9 protein-coding genes and 2 pseudogenes are annotated in these 17,406 nt (G+C 48.6%); 6 read left to right on the top strand and 5 right to left on the bottom strand.

Going from position 1 to position 17,406, the window contains the following annotated elements; translation table 11 throughout:
- Positions 1-90 precede the first annotated feature (90 nt).
- Positions 91-2,247 (bottom strand): alpha-amylase family glycosyl hydrolase, encoded by a 2,157-nt coding sequence (locus ACTWJ7_RS30605; RefSeq protein WP_301880772.1) that lies wholly within the window; start codon positions 2,245-2,247, stop codon positions 91-93.
- A 479-nt stretch (positions 2,248-2,726) separates the two neighbouring features.
- Here ACTWJ7_RS30605 and ACTWJ7_RS30600 point away from each other — a divergent pair, with 479 nt between their 5' ends.
- Genes ACTWJ7_RS30600 through ACTWJ7_RS30585 form a run of 4 tightly spaced genes read left to right on the top strand, consistent with a single transcriptional unit; the run spans position 2,727 to position 6,920 of the window.
- Positions 2,727-4,100 carry an alpha/beta hydrolase gene (locus ACTWJ7_RS30600; protein WP_301880771.1) on the top strand — a complete coding sequence of 458 codons (1,374 nt, stop codon included), beginning with the start codon at positions 2,727-2,729 and terminating at the stop codon, positions 4,098-4,100.
- Between the two features lie 2 nt (positions 4,101-4,102).
- Entirely contained in the window at positions 4,103-5,005 is a 903-nt protein-coding gene (locus ACTWJ7_RS30595) for a hypothetical protein (protein ID WP_443146189.1), read from the top strand.
- Positions 5,002-5,517 carry a hypothetical protein gene (locus tag ACTWJ7_RS30590; protein WP_443146188.1) on the top strand — a complete coding sequence of 172 codons (516 nt, stop codon included), beginning with the start codon at positions 5,002-5,004 and terminating at the stop codon, positions 5,515-5,517. Before ACTWJ7_RS30595 ends, ACTWJ7_RS30590 begins: the two co-directional genes overlap by 4 nt.
- Positions 5,514-6,920 carry an ANL family adenylate-forming protein gene (locus tag ACTWJ7_RS30585; RefSeq protein WP_301880769.1) on the top strand — a complete coding sequence of 469 codons (1,407 nt, stop codon included), beginning with the start codon at positions 5,514-5,516 and terminating at the stop codon, positions 6,918-6,920. The genes ACTWJ7_RS30590 and ACTWJ7_RS30585 overlap by 4 nt, the downstream gene beginning before the upstream one ends.
- Before the next feature lie 236 nt (positions 6,921-7,156).
- Here the strand turns inward: ACTWJ7_RS30585 and ACTWJ7_RS30580 are convergent, their stop codons facing one another.
- The gene (locus tag ACTWJ7_RS30580) at positions 7,157-8,926 is read right to left on the bottom strand and encodes an alpha-glycosidase (RefSeq protein WP_301880768.1); all 1,770 of its coding nucleotides are present in this window, start codon (positions 8,924-8,926) and stop codon (positions 7,157-7,159) included.
- 255 nt (positions 8,927-9,181) lie between these two features.
- Positions 9,182-9,760, bottom strand: a complete 579-nt coding sequence (locus ACTWJ7_RS30575) for a hypothetical protein (protein ID WP_301880767.1) — start codon at positions 9,758-9,760, stop codon at positions 9,182-9,184.
- Positions 9,761-10,164: 404 nt separating this feature from the next.
- Between ACTWJ7_RS30575 and ACTWJ7_RS30570 the strand changes: the two are divergent.
- Positions 10,165-13,670, top strand: a pseudogene (locus tag ACTWJ7_RS30570) (DUF4982 domain-containing protein).
- Between the two features lie 122 nt (positions 13,671-13,792).
- On the opposite strand, the gene ACTWJ7_RS30565 reads toward ACTWJ7_RS30570, so the two are convergent.
- Positions 13,793-15,361, bottom strand: coding sequence for a stalk domain-containing protein (locus ACTWJ7_RS30565; protein WP_301880765.1), 1,569 nt, complete (start codon positions 15,359-15,361; stop codon positions 13,793-13,795).
- Positions 15,362-15,558: 197 nt separating this feature from the next.
- On the opposite strand from ACTWJ7_RS30565, the gene ACTWJ7_RS30560 reads away from it, so the two are divergent.
- Entirely contained in the window at positions 15,559-16,032 is a 474-nt protein-coding gene (locus ACTWJ7_RS30560) for a DUF4362 domain-containing protein (protein ID WP_301880764.1), read from the top strand.
- Between the two features lie 142 nt (positions 16,033-16,174).
- Here ACTWJ7_RS30560 and ACTWJ7_RS30555 read toward each other — a convergent pair.
- Positions 16,175-17,274: pseudogene (locus ACTWJ7_RS30555) on the bottom strand (DctP family TRAP transporter solute-binding subunit).
- Positions 17,275-17,406: the final 132 nt, after the last annotated feature.

Here is a 17,406-nt window from a genome sequence, read left to right as displayed (position 1 = left end):
TCAAAGGTAAAACAAGCTCAATCAAAGAACCCGGAGCAGGCGCTTATCGCGTCTGACTCCGGGTTGAATGATAGGAAGATGAAGGAATGACTATTGCCAGTCCACTGTAACGGTTGCCGTTCCGCTGGTTGGTGTGGTGAAGGTATGGTTATTACCATTTTCCCACGTGATGGTAGAGCCGTTCTTTTTGAAAAACTTGAATTCCAGTTTCGTTCCAGCAGGTACGCTGACGTCGTAGTACCAGGTTGGATAGGAGTAGATCACCTGATTAAACGCTGGACCTATGGCGAGAGGACCTGTGGACCAGTTGCCCAGCTCCGCGACATTACCTGACAGATAGAGATTCTGACCAAGCGTGGTGGATGCATTGTTGATCACAAAACGAACGGAAACCTGATTGCCACTAAGAATCGTGAAATTGTTATAGGTGTTACTGTTGACTCCGCTGGCTGCGACTTTAACTGCATAGTTGCCGGCAGCAACAGCAGGGATGGTCACTTTGATCTGAGTATCTTCCCATGATGTAATGGCTGAACCGGTCACAGCTGTTGTACCGAAATAGACCGTGCCTTTGGTAGTACCGAATCCGCGACCATCAATAGTAACGGTGTTGCCCGCTTTACCCATGGTAGGACCTACATGCCCGATGGTTGGCGTTGTGGTATTGGCTGTATACTGCCAAACTGCTGTGGCTCCTGCGGCCAAAGTGAAGGTAGAGACGTTACCTCCTGTGGAGGTAATGTTATTACCGTTTAGCGCACCTGCAAGTACATCGTTGTATGTTCCAGAAGGGAGCGATGTAGTAAGGCCGCTGATGGAAGTGGAATTCGAGAGATTGCGGTTAACCGCTACGACAGCCACGTTGTTGCCGAATTTACGTTCATACACATACACATCATTGTTAATCCAGCGCTGCTGGGTAGTTCCGTAAGCGATAGCTGGATTGGTTTTGCGTAATGGTGCCAGTTTGCTGATGACGTTAAAAGCGGTTGTTGTTTTGGAGAATGAAGGCATTTTTGCCCGGTTGTTAGGGTCTCCGTTACCCGTCAAATATTGTTCCGTACCGTAATAGATAGCTGGCACGCCGCGCGAAGTAAGTGTAAATGCAAGAGCTTGTTCCAGGCGACGGTTGTTAACGGCACTTGTTTTGAATCTGTCCATGTCGTGGTTATCAATGAAGGTAACCTGATCATTCACCTGGGCATAATCAGCCGCAGTACTGGTGATCATGGCATCCAGGGCAACCATCGAGGACGTATTATCCCGGAACACGTTACGTACTTCATTGTTGAAACGGAAGTCGAGCAGACTCATGCCGGATTGGTTGGCGAAGTTGGTGTTGTCGGCGTCTGAAGCCGAGGAACCCAAGAACCATTCACCAAACGTAAACACCGGTTTGTAGCCGTAGATGGAGGACATCCAGTTCTTTTGCCATCCCATCGGCATATGCTTGACCGCATCCACCCGGATTCCGTCAATGCCCATATCCAGCCAGAGCTTGATCGCATCTTTGAAATAGGTGTCAATCGTGCTGTTGTTGTGATTCAGGTCAGCGAGATCATAGAGGTTTTTGTAGATACCGTTCTCCAGTGTGGAGAAGTCAGAGCCGCCATTGTGGTGGAAGTATTTGTTCGTATCATTGGTGTAGCCACCAAGCAGTGTGCCGTTATTGTACAACTTTCCATTCTCTGCGAATGAGGTATCGGTTTCCATGGCAGGAGAGGTATGGTTGGGAGCAAAATCAATGATCACTTTAATGCCCTTGGCATGTGCCGTATTGATCAGGTTCTGGAAATCGGTCATCGTACCGAAAGCAGGATTGGTCTTCTTGAAGTCACGTGCCCAATAGCCGTGATAAGCCGTATTGTTGACACCGGAATAGTTAATCAGCGAGTAAATGTTCTCCACAGGCTGGGAAATCCAGAGTGCCGTAATGCCGAGATCGGTAAAATAATTGTCGTTGATCTTGTTAATTAGTCCTTGCCAGTCGCCCCCGCAATAGAGCTTCAGGTTGGAACAGGAGGCGTCATAGGCCCCTCCGGTAGGGTTGTTGGAGGGATTGCCGTCCAGAAAGCGATCGGTAAATACTTGATAAATAACATCGGTGCTGAAGTTCTGCTTGTTGGTTACAGCCGTATCCGCATCTGCGAATACGGAGGCCGCCGGGAATATTGGCAGTGCACTTCCGGCCAGCAAGCTGAAGCTCAGCGTGGTACTGAGGATGATTCGCTTGGTCCATTTGAACATGGTAATCCACCCTTCGTTTATTTAGATGTGTGTTCTCTTCCTTGGTTAGAAAAGCGCTTTCAATTTAGCCATTGGCAGGTTATTCTTAACGATATCCCCTCCTTGTGAATGCCAACAACCCCGGCACCTCCTGATGGAGTTACCGGGGTTGTCCTAAACCGATTGGGTTTAAAAGCATGGCCCTCTTGTTATAATCACAACGTTATGATAATTAAATAATGGTTTGCTTGTCAATAACTTTTTCCTGAGCATTTATTTTCTATTTCTATATTTACAATCAGGCTTAACAGATTTAAACTATTCGCAGACCCACCAATATAAGGGCTATGCATTTTAGAACATTTCGGTGTTTAAAACAACCCCGTCTCTTCAGAGACGGGGTTGTTTGTCGATGTAGCCGAAGGAAGAACAAAGCAGGCATAACCGGAAAAAACCAGTGTGTACAAGGGGAATCTATAGGAGAGGCGGTTGATGGCTCAGTGAACACTCATTCTGTCATCGAATGTGTGGAAGGTTTCAAGGCATCCAGGCTGGACAACACGAGAAAGATTTTTGTCTATTTGCCACCAGGCTATAAGGAGCATGTGGATCATCGTTATCCGGTGTTATACATGCATGCGGGTCAGAGAGCCTTCGGCTCTTCGACTGCGGGAAATGAAACGTGGCACGTAGATCAGGCAGCAGACCAACTGATCGCTCAAGGCTTGATGGATGGGCTGATCATTGTCGGAATTGCCCATGTTCGTCCAGTTACACACAATGAATTCTATCATTTCATTGCGCCTGCAAGAGAAGCGGTGAGTGTGGGCTGCTCCGGCCTGGATTATGAACACTTTATCATTCATGAATTGAAACCGTTCATTGACGAGCATTACCGCACACTTCCGGACAAGTACAATACGGGACTGCTTGGTTCTTCCGCAGCGGCACTCAGCACCTTTCATATGGGAACACGTCATCCCGAAATTTTTGGCAAATTAATCATGCTCTCTCCCTTCTTCGTGGACGTACAGCTGGACGAAGCGTCGGACAGCAGGCTTCTGGAAGAGGACATGTATCTCATGCCTGAGAGCAGTGCTCCGATTCAAATGTGGATGGATATTGGGGACGCCGAAGGACTGTTTCTCCCTTCCCAGGTAAGGAAAATAGCCCATCAGATGCTTGAACTGGGGTATAAATCTGGCAGGGACATCGCATTTCTGGAACAGCCGGATGCAGGTCATCAGGAAGCGGATTGGGGAGAGCGGGTTCAGTTTCCGCTGATGTACATGTTTGGCCGAATCGGTAATCCGGTCTCTCTTGAGCTTAAAGGAAGGGACGTTATTGGTTTGAAGGGCGGAATGACCAGTCACATCAATGCGCTGCTTCATCATGATAGTGGGTTCACCATGAGTGTGCTTGAAGGGGAATATAGGTCCAGTCAACCCGATGTTCTTGAGGTACGACCCAATGGGGAACTGGTTCCTGTCAAGACGGGTAATGCAGTGGTTACCCTGACGGTGGGAGCGTTGTCGGCATCACGCATGTATATGGTTGTGGAGGAATTATCGGGTCACGTGACAGTCTGCATGAGTGCGGAGGTACCGTATCAGGACATGTATGATGACTCGATCTACGGAGGCATGGGCATGAAGCTTCTGCACACAGGCGGCGGCCGTTATGAGGGATGCTTCGAGGTTCCGCGTGACAGCGGATTTCGGTTCAGGTTCACGCGAGGCTTCCGGCAGTTTGAGACCGATGCAGATGGCAAGGCACTGCCCAATCGGGTGTTTCGTGCGCGTGATAACCTGTCTCTTCATTACAAAATCCAGTCTTGGGGCAGCACAGCTGCCAAGGCCGGGAACAGGAGGTAGCCATGATTAGTCAACCATTTCAACCAACGATGGATATTCCGTATTATTATCCCTGCAATTTTCCTTTGATTCATGAAATCCTTCAGCGTCAGGGCTCATTAAGCAGTCTCGGATTGCTGGCTTCCAGCCGCTTGTATAGTCTGCCTTCCTGTTCGGATCGTGGCCTGATCAAGCCTTATTTTCATAAGCTGGATTATGGGGAGACGATGTGGGAAGTGTTTGGAGAACGGGAATTTGACAGCTTCGAACAAGGTAAGGCATATATGCGGGAGCGCCTTGAACATGAGGACCTTTTGATCGTCACAGGCACAAGTTATTGCTTGCCCTACGGGGAGGATTATCGAAATCCGGAATATATTCACAAGCTCGTTAAACAAGGCTCGCGCCTGCATCTGGTCGATCATTGGCTGGCTGTGTACGGGATGGATGAGGAGCAGTTCTATATCTATGATCCTGTTCCCTCCAAATACATGGGAGCTGTATCTGCTGCTGATTTCCAGGAGTTCTGGAAAGGAAACAAAAATATCTCTGAGCTGGAAATAGCCCGGCGAAAAGAAACATTACGGACCTATGGCACGATGGAGATCCGTGCGGTGGAAACACTCGATTCCGAAGGTTACCGGAACATGATGCGTTCTGCGCTGGCGACCCAAGCCCATGAATTCATCACGGGCAGAACGGTCTGGCAGGGCGATCGAAGCTATTATTTTGGAAAGGCTGTATCTTCACAATTGTTACAAAGATTGCACCCGGATGCCGAGGTGGATCGTGAAAAGAGAAAGCCATCTCCGCGTTCCTGTTTGACATGCGCTGGAGCCGCTACTTTTTCCGCGATTTGCTGGAAGAGGCCGCCAAATGGCTTGATTCTCCCCATGATCAATATGCTGCGGAATTCGGTGCATTGATAGCTCGCTGGGAACAGGCTCACAAGCTGCTGCAGATCGCCAGAATGAAACGAAGCCCTGAATGGCGGGAGCAGTTAACGGATATTATCGAACAATTGGCGGCGGACGAATTGCGCTGGTACGAAGCGCTGATGACGACACATCAGCATGCTGACCGATTCAGACAGACCTCATCGACTGCAGAGAACCCCGCGCCTTCACAACGGGAAGTTATTGAGCGGATTGTGTTGGATAGCTGCGATGAGATTAATCGGTACCATAACGCGTCCATTCCTCTGGAGCGTGGTTTGCAGGCGCCCCTATATGGAAGTCGGGGGAGACTGGACTCTCTTGAACTTGTCACTTTACTTGCGGTTGTAGAGCAAGGGGTTGAAGATACGTTTGGTGTAGGGATAACTCTTGCGGAAATAGCCGCTGCTTCCATGCCCGAAAGTCCATACCGAACGGTGGAATCGCTGGTTGAATATTTGGAGGCACAATTGAAACATGGCCCGAAGGATGATGAGGGATGAATATCACTTTCCTTCTGGAACGGTTCGCTGTGTATGGCAGCCGCCCTGCGTTGATATGGAAGGACGAGCAATATAGTTATAGCTGGTTATTGGATCAGGTGAAGACCCTTAGTCAGTGGATTTCCAGAGAAGGGCTTGAAGGGGCAATCGTTGTGCTTGAAGAGGATTATTCTCCTTATGCCGCAGCGGCATTAATCGCTCTTCTGGAACGGAATTGTATTGTGGTTCCGCTGGATCGACACTTGGTTGAGGCTAAACGGAATGAATATACAGCGCTCGCTCAGGCAGAATGGTGCATGAGTGTTGCAGAAGGGGAAGCTATAGCCAGACGCTGCTCCGTGCAAGTTAGTCGATCTCCGATATTGGCAAGGCTCGGTCAGGAAAAGAAAGCAGGTCTGGTGATCTTCTCCTCCGGATCGACAGGACGAAGCAAAGCTGCTGTTCACAGCGCGGATCGTCTGCTGAACGGGTTCAGGCGGCAAGTCCGGCCACTTTGTACCATTCCTTTCATGATGTTTGACCATATTGGCGGCTTAAACACGATGCTGCAATCTCTGTCCAGCGGCGGCTGTTTATGTATCATATCGGATCGCTCACCCGTCGAAGTATGCAGAACCATTGAAAAGTATCGCGTTCAGGCGCTGCCGGTCTCACCAACGTTCATGAATCTAATGCTCCTTAGTGAAATCTATCGGGAATTCGACCTATCCAGTCTCGGAGTGGTCTCCTATGGGTCAGAGGTTATGCCAGAGGCGCTGCTTGCAGCATGGAATCGACAGTTCCCGCATGTACGCACGGTGCAGGCTTATGGCATGTCTGAGCTTGGCATTTTGCCGACACGTTCCAAAGACTCGGGTTCATTGCTATTTACGGTGCGTGACGAAGAAGTCCGTTATCGGATTGTAGACGGGCTGCTTGAGATCCAGAGTGAGACGGCCATGATCGGGTATCTGAACGCTCCATCTCCGTTCACGGAAGATGGTTGGCTTCAGACCGGGGATGAAGCGGAGATGGAGGATGGTTACATTCGCATTTTGGGTCGCCGCTCGGAGATCATTAATGTAGGCGGACGTAAGGTTTATCCTGCGGAAGTGGAGAACGTTCTGGAGCAAATGGATTCCATTGAAACGGCTGTCGTCAGCGGGGAGCCGAGTGGAATTACGGGGCAGATGGTTAAGGCCACGGTCAGACTTACAGGTGAACAGTCTCTTACTGAACTGCGCAGACAAATCTGGGACTTTTGCCAAGACAAGCTGCCACCATACAAAATCCCGCAAAAGATCGTCGTTACTTATGAAACCTTAACAAGCCCAAGAATGAAGAAAATAAGAAATCCCGGTCCAAACTTCTCCGTTCGGGATGAGGTTGCGGCAAGCATGGAGGACGATTCGGAAGGGACGTAAGAATGAATGAACGTATAAATGAAGTGACTCATGAATGCCAATGCAGGATGGGAAATAGTGAGTCGTAATTGGAGAGGGGAACCGATGATGCTTTACGCATCTACGGTTCCCCTTTTGTTGAACAGATTCGAAGTGATTCGTACGAGAGATAAGCCTTTACACAATTTAATGTGAGATATCTTTATACGACGTACCCAGAGTCGCATCGGAGGAAGGATTTAGAATGAAGCAAGATGTTATGCTTTCACGTGTGATTTCACATCCAGCTGCAGCAGGGAGAAACCGTACGCTTCCAAGTCCAGCTTCAGCTTGTTCTGCTGAGTTTCCCGAGCTGTGGCTGAGAATACATTACGCCAAGTCCCCTGGTGTAGTGGTAACTCTATACTGCGGGGTTCTTCGCTTGCATTCAGGACGAGCACGAATTGTTCCCCGGTCTCCTGATCCTTGCGTCCAATAGCAATGCATGGATCTCCGGCTTCAGCGTAAATCATCGTGATGTCCGCACCGCGCAATGCAGCGTGTTGTTTACGCAGGGCAATGGCTTGGGTGAAGAAGTCGAGCAGATCCTTGTTCTGCTTCTGTTCGTCCCACTCCATACATTTGCGGCAACCTGGATCATAACCTCCGTCGAGTCCCACCTCGTCACCATAGTAAATACAAGGAGCACCTGGGTACGTCAGCAGCAGCATGACAGCCAGCTTCATTTTGCGTACATCCCCTTCACATAGGGTGAGGAGTCGCGGCGTGTCATGACTGCCGAGCAGGTTGAAAGCTGCCTCGGTTACAGGCTGGGAATAAGCAGCAAGCAGTTTGCCAATCTCGTTGGCGAACCCGAGACCGTCGAGCTTGCCGAGCACGGCATAGTCCATGACGGAATTGGTGAATGGGTAGTTCATAACCGCATCAAACTGGTCTCCTTGCAACCACATGATGGAATCATGCCAGATTTCGCCGAGCAGATAGGCATCCGGATTAAGGGTTTTGACCGTTTGCCGGAATTCACGCCAGAATTGATGGTCTACCTCATTGGCAACATCCAGCCGCCAGCCGTCGATACCCATATCCTGAATCCAGTAGCGGGCCACCTCCAGCAAATATTCTTTGACCTCGGGATGCTCCGTGTTCAGTTTGGGCATAAGGGGTTCGAAGGCAAAGGTTTCGTATGTGGGAATGCCATCCTCAATACGCGCCGGCCACTCTCTGACATGGAACCAGTCCGCATAACGGGAAGCGGCCCCTTTCTCAAGCACATCCACGAATGGAAGAAACTCTCTCCCGGAGTGATTAAACACCGCATCCAGAACAACCCGTATGCCACGTTCATGGCATGCATCCATCAGTTCCTTCAATTTCTCATTGGTGCCAAAGTGGGGATCGACCCTCATATAGTCTGAGGTATTGTATTTATGGTTGGTTGTAGCCTGGAACACCGGGCAGAAATAAATGGCGTTAATGCCAAGCGTACTCAGATGGTCGAGATGGTCCAGAACGCCTTGCAGGTCACCCCCGAAAAAATTGAAAGGCGTCGGTTCACCGCCCCAGGGCTCTGCGTTCTTCGGACTGATCGAAGGATCACCATTGGCAAAACGTTCAGGGAAAATCTGATAGAACACAGCATCCTTAACCCAAGCTGGCGGTTGAAAGATATCTACCGGGTTCATAAATGGAAAATCAAAAAATTCCAGTGGATGATCGGGCAGGGCCTGCTCAAATCCCCGTTCGGTCATCCAGACGGATTCCTCTCCCTTGATGAGCTGGAAGCCGTAGCGCAATCTGCGGTAGGGTGGTTGCGCTTCCACTTCCCAATAATCGAACAGGGCATCACGGGCAAAGATCCGCATAGGAAGGTGGAGGATCGTACGATCCCAGGCATATTTATCCCCGACAATAGCGATAACGGCATCCAGATCGCCGCGTTTGGAACGGAGTCTCAGGTGCATGGTCGAACGGTCGTATACGTAGGACCAATTCATTTTGGGACGATGATAAATAGCTTCAAGTAACATGACATTCACTCCTTGGTTGGGATGGATCATACGGCTATAAACGCAAAAAAGGCACAACCCCAATGTTTACGAGGTTGTACCTTTCGGCAGCATAGCCTTTTGATTATAGTGCTATTATACGAACTAATTTGGAAAAAGAAAACACTTTTTTTTCCTGAAATCTCAATTTGTTTATTTGGGAACAAATGGTGTGTCCCACTACATGTGTGAGGGTAAAATGATTCAAAATCACCACACATTTTGGTGGTCTATTTACTAAAATTCATACCCAAGTTTATTGGCATAGGCAGACAGTTCTTTGTGATATTTCTCGATGCTTTTCTTGCCTGCATCAATTTTGGCGTTACCTTGTTTCAGGACTGCACTGTTTACCGTTGTTTTGGAGACAGCTTTTTTAGCGAGTTGGAATCCTTCCAATTGTGTATAGCTTCCTTTGATCAAAGTGGCATGGATTTTTTGCAGTTCCGCATTTTGCGGCTTGATCAGCTTCAGCTTGGATACATACTTGGTGTAGTTGGGAATGGCTGTATTGGTCAATTTCAGGAAAACGGACTTGCGATTGGAAGACGTAATATATGAGCTGCCAGCCATACCATCGAAGGCTTTCTCCTCATATACCGCTGCGCTATCCAGTTGATCCAGGTAGTTCAGGAAATCCTCTTCCTCGACTGTAAGTTCCGGCTCTTCTTCTGTTGTGTCAACTTCGGAGTAGGCGTCCTCCGAATATGTAGTGGTTGAGTCATCTGCAGCAGCGGCATACGACCCTGCAGTTGTGAATACCCCGCCGAGCAAAACAAAACTCATAATGATTGATAGTACCCATGATTTCTTCACGTTCTAATTTCCCCTATCTATATATGTGATATTATTCCAATGGATAATCTAACATAGCACGACAAGAAATTACAGGAATCGATTGACAGACATGGAATCTATAATTTGTTTTGAATTAACAAAAGGGAAGAATAGGAGTCCAGACAGCAGTGCCATATTTTTAATGAATGATTAATGTAGTTAGATGAATAAAAATAGAATTCGTAAGGTCCCGATTTGAATCAATCGAGAGCGGGATCTTTTTTTAATTAAATCTGCCCAAAATGGACGTACAGAGAGCGGTCAGATGATATAATCGAGTGAAGGTTATGGTCTCACCAGAATAGTTCCGAAAAGGTTTTCGGTGAGAAGTATATTTTTGTTTGTAACCGCAATCATAAAACACACAGAAAGTGAGAGCTGAGATGAATCAGAAAAGGCTTTTTACAGATGGATGGCAGTTTGCGAAAAGTAAGCTGGAGGTTACGGATCCTGCGGGGTTAACGTTTGAACCGGTGGAGCTTCCTCATGATTGGCTGATCTATAATACGCTTGAACTGTATGAGGACAGCATTGGTTGGTACCGCAAGACATTCCCATATACGAAGGAGGAGCAGCAGCTTCTGCTTTGTTTTGACGGGGTGTACATGGATTCTTCCGTATATGTGAACGGGCAGCTTGTGGGGAATGGAAGTATGGCTATTCGGCTTTTGAGCATGAGATCACGAGTGCATTGGTGGAGGGCGACAACGAAATTATAGTCAAAGTTGTGCATCAGAGCCCCAACAGCAGATGGTATTCCGGGGCCGGAATTTACCGCAATGTATGGCTCAAAACGAGAGATCGTAACCATATCATCACAGACGGTACCTATGTATCCATTCAGCAGCAGCTAGAAGGTTGGCAGGTTGAAGTGGATACGGAGCTGAATCTCGACCAGAACGCACAGCTTGTGCATACGATTTGGTATCAGGGTAAGCAGATCGTATCCAGCAAAGCGGACGTTACGACTACAGCGGGTAAAGACGCTGGACAAGGAGAGATACAATCCAACAGCCAACTGCTGAAAGTGGATCAACCGAACTTATGGAGTCCGGATGAACCGAATCTGTATGAGCTGGTAACGGAGCTGCAAGTGGCTACAGGTGAGCAGGGGTATGAGACGATCGAGTCCGTTAAACAGCGGATTGGCTTTAGGGATATCAAGCTGGATGCAAAAGAAGGCTTTCACCTGAATGGGGTCAAGATGAAGCTGAACGGCGTGTGTGAACACCATGATCTTGGGGCGCTTGGGGCTGCTTTTAACCTGACGGCGCTGCGCAGAAGATTTGGGTTGTTGAAGGAAATGGGCGTCAATGCCATCCGGACCGCTCATAACATGCCTGCCAAAGAGTTCATGGAGCTTGCGGATGAAATGGGCATGCTGATTGTTTCGGAAGCGTTCGACATGTGGAGAGAGCCAAAACTCCTTACGACTATGCGAGATTTTTCCCGGAATGGGCACATACCGATGTGAAGAGCTGGGTGAAGCGGGATCGTAATCATGCATGTCTGATCATGTGGAGTATCGGGAACGAAATCTATGATACCCATGCGGATGAGCGGGGCAGGAAGTGACTCGCATGCTGATGGAGTATGTACTGGAATTTGACCCAAAAGGGAATGCAGGCGTGACGATTGGTTCGAACTACATGCCATGGGAAAACGCGCAAAAATGCGCTGATATCGTGAAGCTCGCAGGCTATAACTACGCGGAAAAGTACTACGACAAGCATCACGAGGAACATCCGGACTGGATTATCTATGGTAGTGAAACGTCGTCTGTAGTGCAGAGCCGTGGGATCTATCACTTCCCGTTTGAGCAATCCATTCTGGCGGATGATGACGAGCAGTGCTCGGCTTTGGGTAACAGCACGACAAGCTGGGGCGCGAAGTCGGCAGAATATTGCATTTTGGCAGAACGGGATACTCCGTATTCATTGGGGCAGTTCTTGTGGACCGGATTCGATTATATCGGAGAGCCGACACCATATCATACGAAGAATTCATATTTTGGACAGCTGGATACAGCAACGTTCCCGAAAGATTCCTACTATATCTACCAAGCAGCCTGGACGGATTACAAGAAAAATCCGATGGTTCACCTGTTCCCATACTGGGATTTCAGCCCTGGTCAGCTGATCGATGTACGCGTGTGCAGTAATGCGCCGAAGATTGAATTGCAGCTGAATGGCAAGACGATCGGCACGTATGATATCGACCATGCAAAGGGAACTCAGCTGGCAGGCTGGTGGAAAGTGCCGTATGAAGAGGGTGAGTTGAAAGCCATCGCTTATGATGAAAACGGCAACGTTATTGCAACGGATGTGCAAAGATCCTTTACAGATGCGAAGAAGGTTCGCCTGCAAGCCGATCGGGAGCAGTTGCAAGCGGATGGCACAGATCTGATTTTCGTGGAAATTCAAGTGGAAGATGAAGCAGGCAATCCTGTGCAAAATGCAAACAACCGTGTGCAGGTCCAAGTAACAGGTGCAGGCCGTCTGCTTGGTCTGGATAATGGCGATAGCACGGACTATGATCCATACAAAGGACTGAGCAGAAGATTGTTCAGCGGTAAGCTGATGGCAATCATCGGGGCAACGAACGAATCGGGAACGGTGAAGATTGAGGTGACTTCGGAAGGATTGGAAAGTGCAGCTGCCGAGTTCGAATCGAGAGCTGTTGAAGGCGCAGGAGTTCTTACCTTCGGTGATTCCGGGGCTACTGCAGGTCAGGAACAAACTGTACTCATGAGTAATACGGAACGTCCGGTGTTGACGGGACGCGCGCAGGAGATTCCTTTACGGAAAATCGAGATCATCAGCGAAGATGGGCAGCTATTCGATCCATCGAAACAGCAGATGACGGTGAGCGCCAAGTTGTATCCGGAGAACACATCCTACCGGGATATCGAGTGGGCGGTGGTGAACGATGCAGGTATTGAATCCAACATTGCCAAGGTCGAAGTGATTCATGCGGAAGCGGACGTGGATGGAGAGAGTCAACATGCAGTGAAGGTCATGGCGCTGGGGATGGTGAATTCCGACTTCGTGCGACGAGCAGTAACGGTACCGATAAAACGAAACTGATTTCCCAACTGGAGTTCAAAGCAACGGGTCTGGGCACGGCTTACAAAGATCCATACGGCTTCATTACTGGCGGACTCTACGATTACACCAAAGGGGATGTCGGCAACGGCAATGAACGCGGGGTAGCGACAAGCCGGGATGGGGAGACACATGTGGGCTTCCGCAATATCGACTTCGGGCCGTACGGCTCTGACACCATTACGATTCCAATCTTTGCGCTGTCCAGTGAGGAGTACTTCATTCAGATCTGGGAAGGCATGCCGGATGAAGAGGGAAGCACACTGCTGGCAGATGTGGTGTACGACAAAGAATCCAGATGGAATGTGTATCAGGAAGAGACGTATCAGCTGTCCAAGCGGCTAAGCGGGATTACGTCGATCTGTTTTGTACTGAAGCAGAAGATTCATATCAAAGGCTTCACGTTTGAGCGCCAAAGCCGCGCATTCGAGCAGAATACGGCGGCATCATGCGATCATCTCTATGGAGATACATTCAAGATCGAGGGCGATCATGTTGAGGGGATCGGGAACAATGTGTCGCTGGAGTTTGAAAACATGGACTTCACCGCAGAAGGCACATCGAAGCTCGTGATCTATGGCCGTTCGCCGATTGATAAAAACACGATTCATATCCGTTTTGCAGGTGAGGACGGACAGAGCAATCAACTGGTCGAGTTCACACAGTCCGAAGGATATGAGGAGCGGGTGTTTGAGCTTGAGCAGGTTAAAGGTATGCAGAAGGTAACCTTTATTTTCTTGCCGGGTAGTCAGTTTGACTTTGGCTGGTTCCGGTTCGAGAAGTAGGAGTCCGGATATAGTAGTTCAGGGATAGAGATGATTTATATCCATCCTCTTCAAGTAAACGGTGTTCATCAAGAACAAGACGTTTACTTGAAGGGGATTTTTTTGTATGTTAAGCGGCTTGTTTAGCTCCCTGAATCTTTCTTATCAGCATCGTCGATGGTCAGCATAGCTTTCTCTGAATCCCAGGACACGTTCAATCCCAAACCACGCAATACCTCAAAAGGCACTGTGGTTGCTCCCGAGTAATTATTTATGGGTTCAGGTAGCTGCATGACTTGCTCCCCAGACGCATCTGCGGAAGTTAAAACATACTTTGTTTCGTTAGGGCGGATTGTGATTGTCCGATTGTCATATATCAACGTATAGTGGTCCAGACTACCTTTCAACTGATGAACCTCAAATTCTGCTCCGAGTGCTGCGGCGATGGCTTTGATTGGCAGTTGCACGGTCTTAGGCGTTTCGACAGCCGCATACATGGACTGGAACAGCTCACCGTTCAGAAATACATCTGTACCCATCTTGGCTTGAACGGGTTTGTAGACCATGCCTCCTGATGATGTTGCAGGTGCCCCCGCTTCCTCGTACTTATCACTTCCCCAGCCCCAGACGGTTCCATCCGAGGATAAGGCAAGACTGTGGTAATATCCTGCTGAAATATCAGTAATGCCGGATAGATGGTTTACTTTTCCTTCTTTGCCAGCAACGGTCCTTCCGTAGCTGTACACCTCACCAGATGTCGTGAGTAATAACCTATATTGTGAATTTCCATCCATCTTCTTCACCTTGAAGTCGTAATCAAAAGCGATCGCTTTCCCTGTATCGTCCAAACCCCAAACTTTCCCTTTCTTATCCAGTGCAAGCAGGGATGTATCTGAACTTGTGATCGAAGATATGTTGGTCAGGCCTTTTATTTTGGTAGGTTTGGACAGGACTTTACCGGGTTCGTCGGGCTCATTCCACGTCCATACGGACCCATCTTTCTTCAGAGCATATCCATGCAGACCTGCGGATCCAACCTGGATGACATCTTTCAGTCCGCTAATCGCATGCGGTTTACGTAAGTGATCAGAATCGCTTCCTTGAGCCGCTGGGTGCTGCCATGACCAGACTGTCCCGTTCTGGAGAAGGGCGACGTTGAAAGTACCAGTCACCACATCCTTCGCAGAGTGGATGCTTTCGACTTTGCTGGGTAGTTTACCAGCACCCCACTCCCAGACGGTTCCATCCGCCTGAACGGCTGCGTTGATCCCACCGCCAGCGGCTGAAATTGCTATTACATGGGATAGTTCCGGTATTCGGATTGGACTAGACGTATGACGATATCGGACCTTTTCGCTTATACCCAGTTCTCCGAACAGATTACGGCCCCAGGTCCATACCGAACCATCACTTCTCAAGGCGACTGTGTAATAATAAGCTCCCTCTACAGCGGTATAATGTAGCTTCTTCTCTGTGTTTGCTGCATTCGATTGAACAGAAGTGTTACTGGCGGAATGCTGTAGGTTAGTAGTTGCATGAGTAGTTGGCACAGCTGTCAGCTCAATCAGCAGGCTTGATGCAACTAATGCGGCAGCCATTGCAATGGCGAATCGTCGTGCTGATTTACTTTTACCCGTGGGTCTATGATTCAAGCGTGAAGTGGAGTGTCGTTTTTCTTTTGCTGTATCATCAAATGGGTTAACCGAACGCATGGTATCGCCTCTTTTTCGGATGAGATGGATGTGAATAATGCATTGCTATATAAACACTTTATGGAGAGTTGAAGTTACATACAAATGATAAAATTTCCTTTATATTGAAGATCCGTACTGAGTGTGTTTAAGTTATTACTAACAGCACATAGGTAACATGTAGGGACCCGTTAGCGTCGTAAACATGAGGTGATTGGATGAAAAGAGTACTGCTCACGTTTTCATTAGCGTTAATGATGTTAACTGCCTGTGAGGCAAATGATCAGACAGTGGATTCTCCAGTGATCTTGAATTCATTTCCGGAAATTACTGAGCCACATAACCCTGAGCAAGCGGAGCAAAGCGGGGATGTCGTTGTGCTTCTCCAAGGCATGCGGAACAAGGATAAGTGGAAAACATTTGTGAAGAATGTGAAGAACAAGCAGCAGGATCAGGTTCGTGTGACGACGTATACCATTGAAGGTGGGGCCATTATCCATGAATTGATTTACGATGGCTCAGCGATTCAAGCGACTTATGATAACTCTAGGGATGCCTATGGCTCCAAACAGGGGATTACGACCAACACCTGCAAAGGGATCGGTACAATGAAGAGTGAGCAAGGACGTGTTTTTTACGTGTTAACTGAGTGCGAGAAGGAAGGGAGTATCTTTTCTATTCCCAAGTTGTAAATAAACGATCAGGACATGTGATGCATCGAATCATGGTCGTAAATAATAGAAAATCCTGCGAAGCTGAAGAGGCTTTGCAGGAATATTTTGCTTCCTTATGAGAGGTATAGCCAAACGTCGGAGTCCCGCACCATGTATCACGTTACTGTTGGTCTGACGCAGCCCAAAAGGAAGAAGGACTGACCGCAGAGGTGTCGGTGTCCATCCATTCGAGGGGCTGCGTTCCGTATTGCTTCTGAAGTCGTCTGACTTCATCGAGCAGCTTGCTTCCAATGGAGGTTTTGTACTGATCATACAAAGGCTCCCAAGCGGTTCGCCATTCCTGCAGCGTGGAGTCATCCAGCTGGATAATCTGCATGGCAGAGGACGTTTGGATACGGCTCCACTGCTTCCGATTCAGTTCGACGGCATTGCGATTGGCCCATTCGGTCGTTTCCTGCATAGCACTTTCAATCTGTTGCTGAAGCGGGTCAGGAAGCCCTTCCCAGAAATCCCGGTTCATCAATACGCCGTAACCCAGATAGCTGTGGTTCGTAATCGTCAGATGATGCTGTACCTCATAGAGGCGCTTGGAGTAGATATTCGAGATTGAATTTTCCTCGCTATCTACGGTCCCTTTCTCCAGATTTTTATAGATCTGATTGAAGGGGAAGGTGTACGTTGCAGCTCCGAGCATGCGATACTGTTCCTCAATGACACGACTGGGCTGAATGCGCATCTTGAGATTGCGCACGTCTGCCGGATGCACGATGGCCGAATTACTGGAGGTGAACTGGCGAAATCCGTTTCCCCAGAAGGCCATAGCGATCATGCCGTTATCCCCGGCTGATTTCCGAAGCTCTTCTCCAATCTTCCCCTGGAAGGCAGCCATGACGGCCTGTTCGTTTGGAAAAGCAAAGGGCAGGTCCATCACCATCCATTGCGGAATAATCTCGGAGATATTGGAGAAGCTTGGGCAATCATCTGCACGTTGCCGTCCTGCAGCGCCTCCATCTCGTTGCTTTCGTTATATAACATGCCGTTGGGAAAAAGCTCCACGTGAACGCGTTTGCCTGTTTTTTGCTCAACCAGTTGCTTGAATTTCTCCGCAGCCTGTCCCTTGGGTGTATTTTCCGCTACCACATAACTGAATTTAATGACAATATCCTCATGCAACCCCGTTTGTTCATAGTCGTAGACGACGGGCTCGGCGGTTAAGTGGGAATAGAAGCCGATCACCGTCGCTGTAAGCAGCCCGAACATGACAAACAGGCCGATCCCCCAAAATGATTTCATAGTATGCATCCCTCCGGTTGCTCAGCAGGCTGTTTATAGTTTATCATACGCTAAAGGATTTGTTGCAAGCGGTATCAATTCTTATTCTGTTAATCAGGT

Source organism: Paenibacillus sp. 1A_MP2 (assembly GCF_052244825.1).
GTDB classification, from domain to species: domain Bacteria; phylum Bacillota; class Bacilli; order Paenibacillales; family Paenibacillaceae; genus Paenibacillus; species Paenibacillus vandeheii.
Note: the sequence above shows the minus strand (reverse complement) of the source record. Positions and strands in the feature narration are given on the sequence as shown.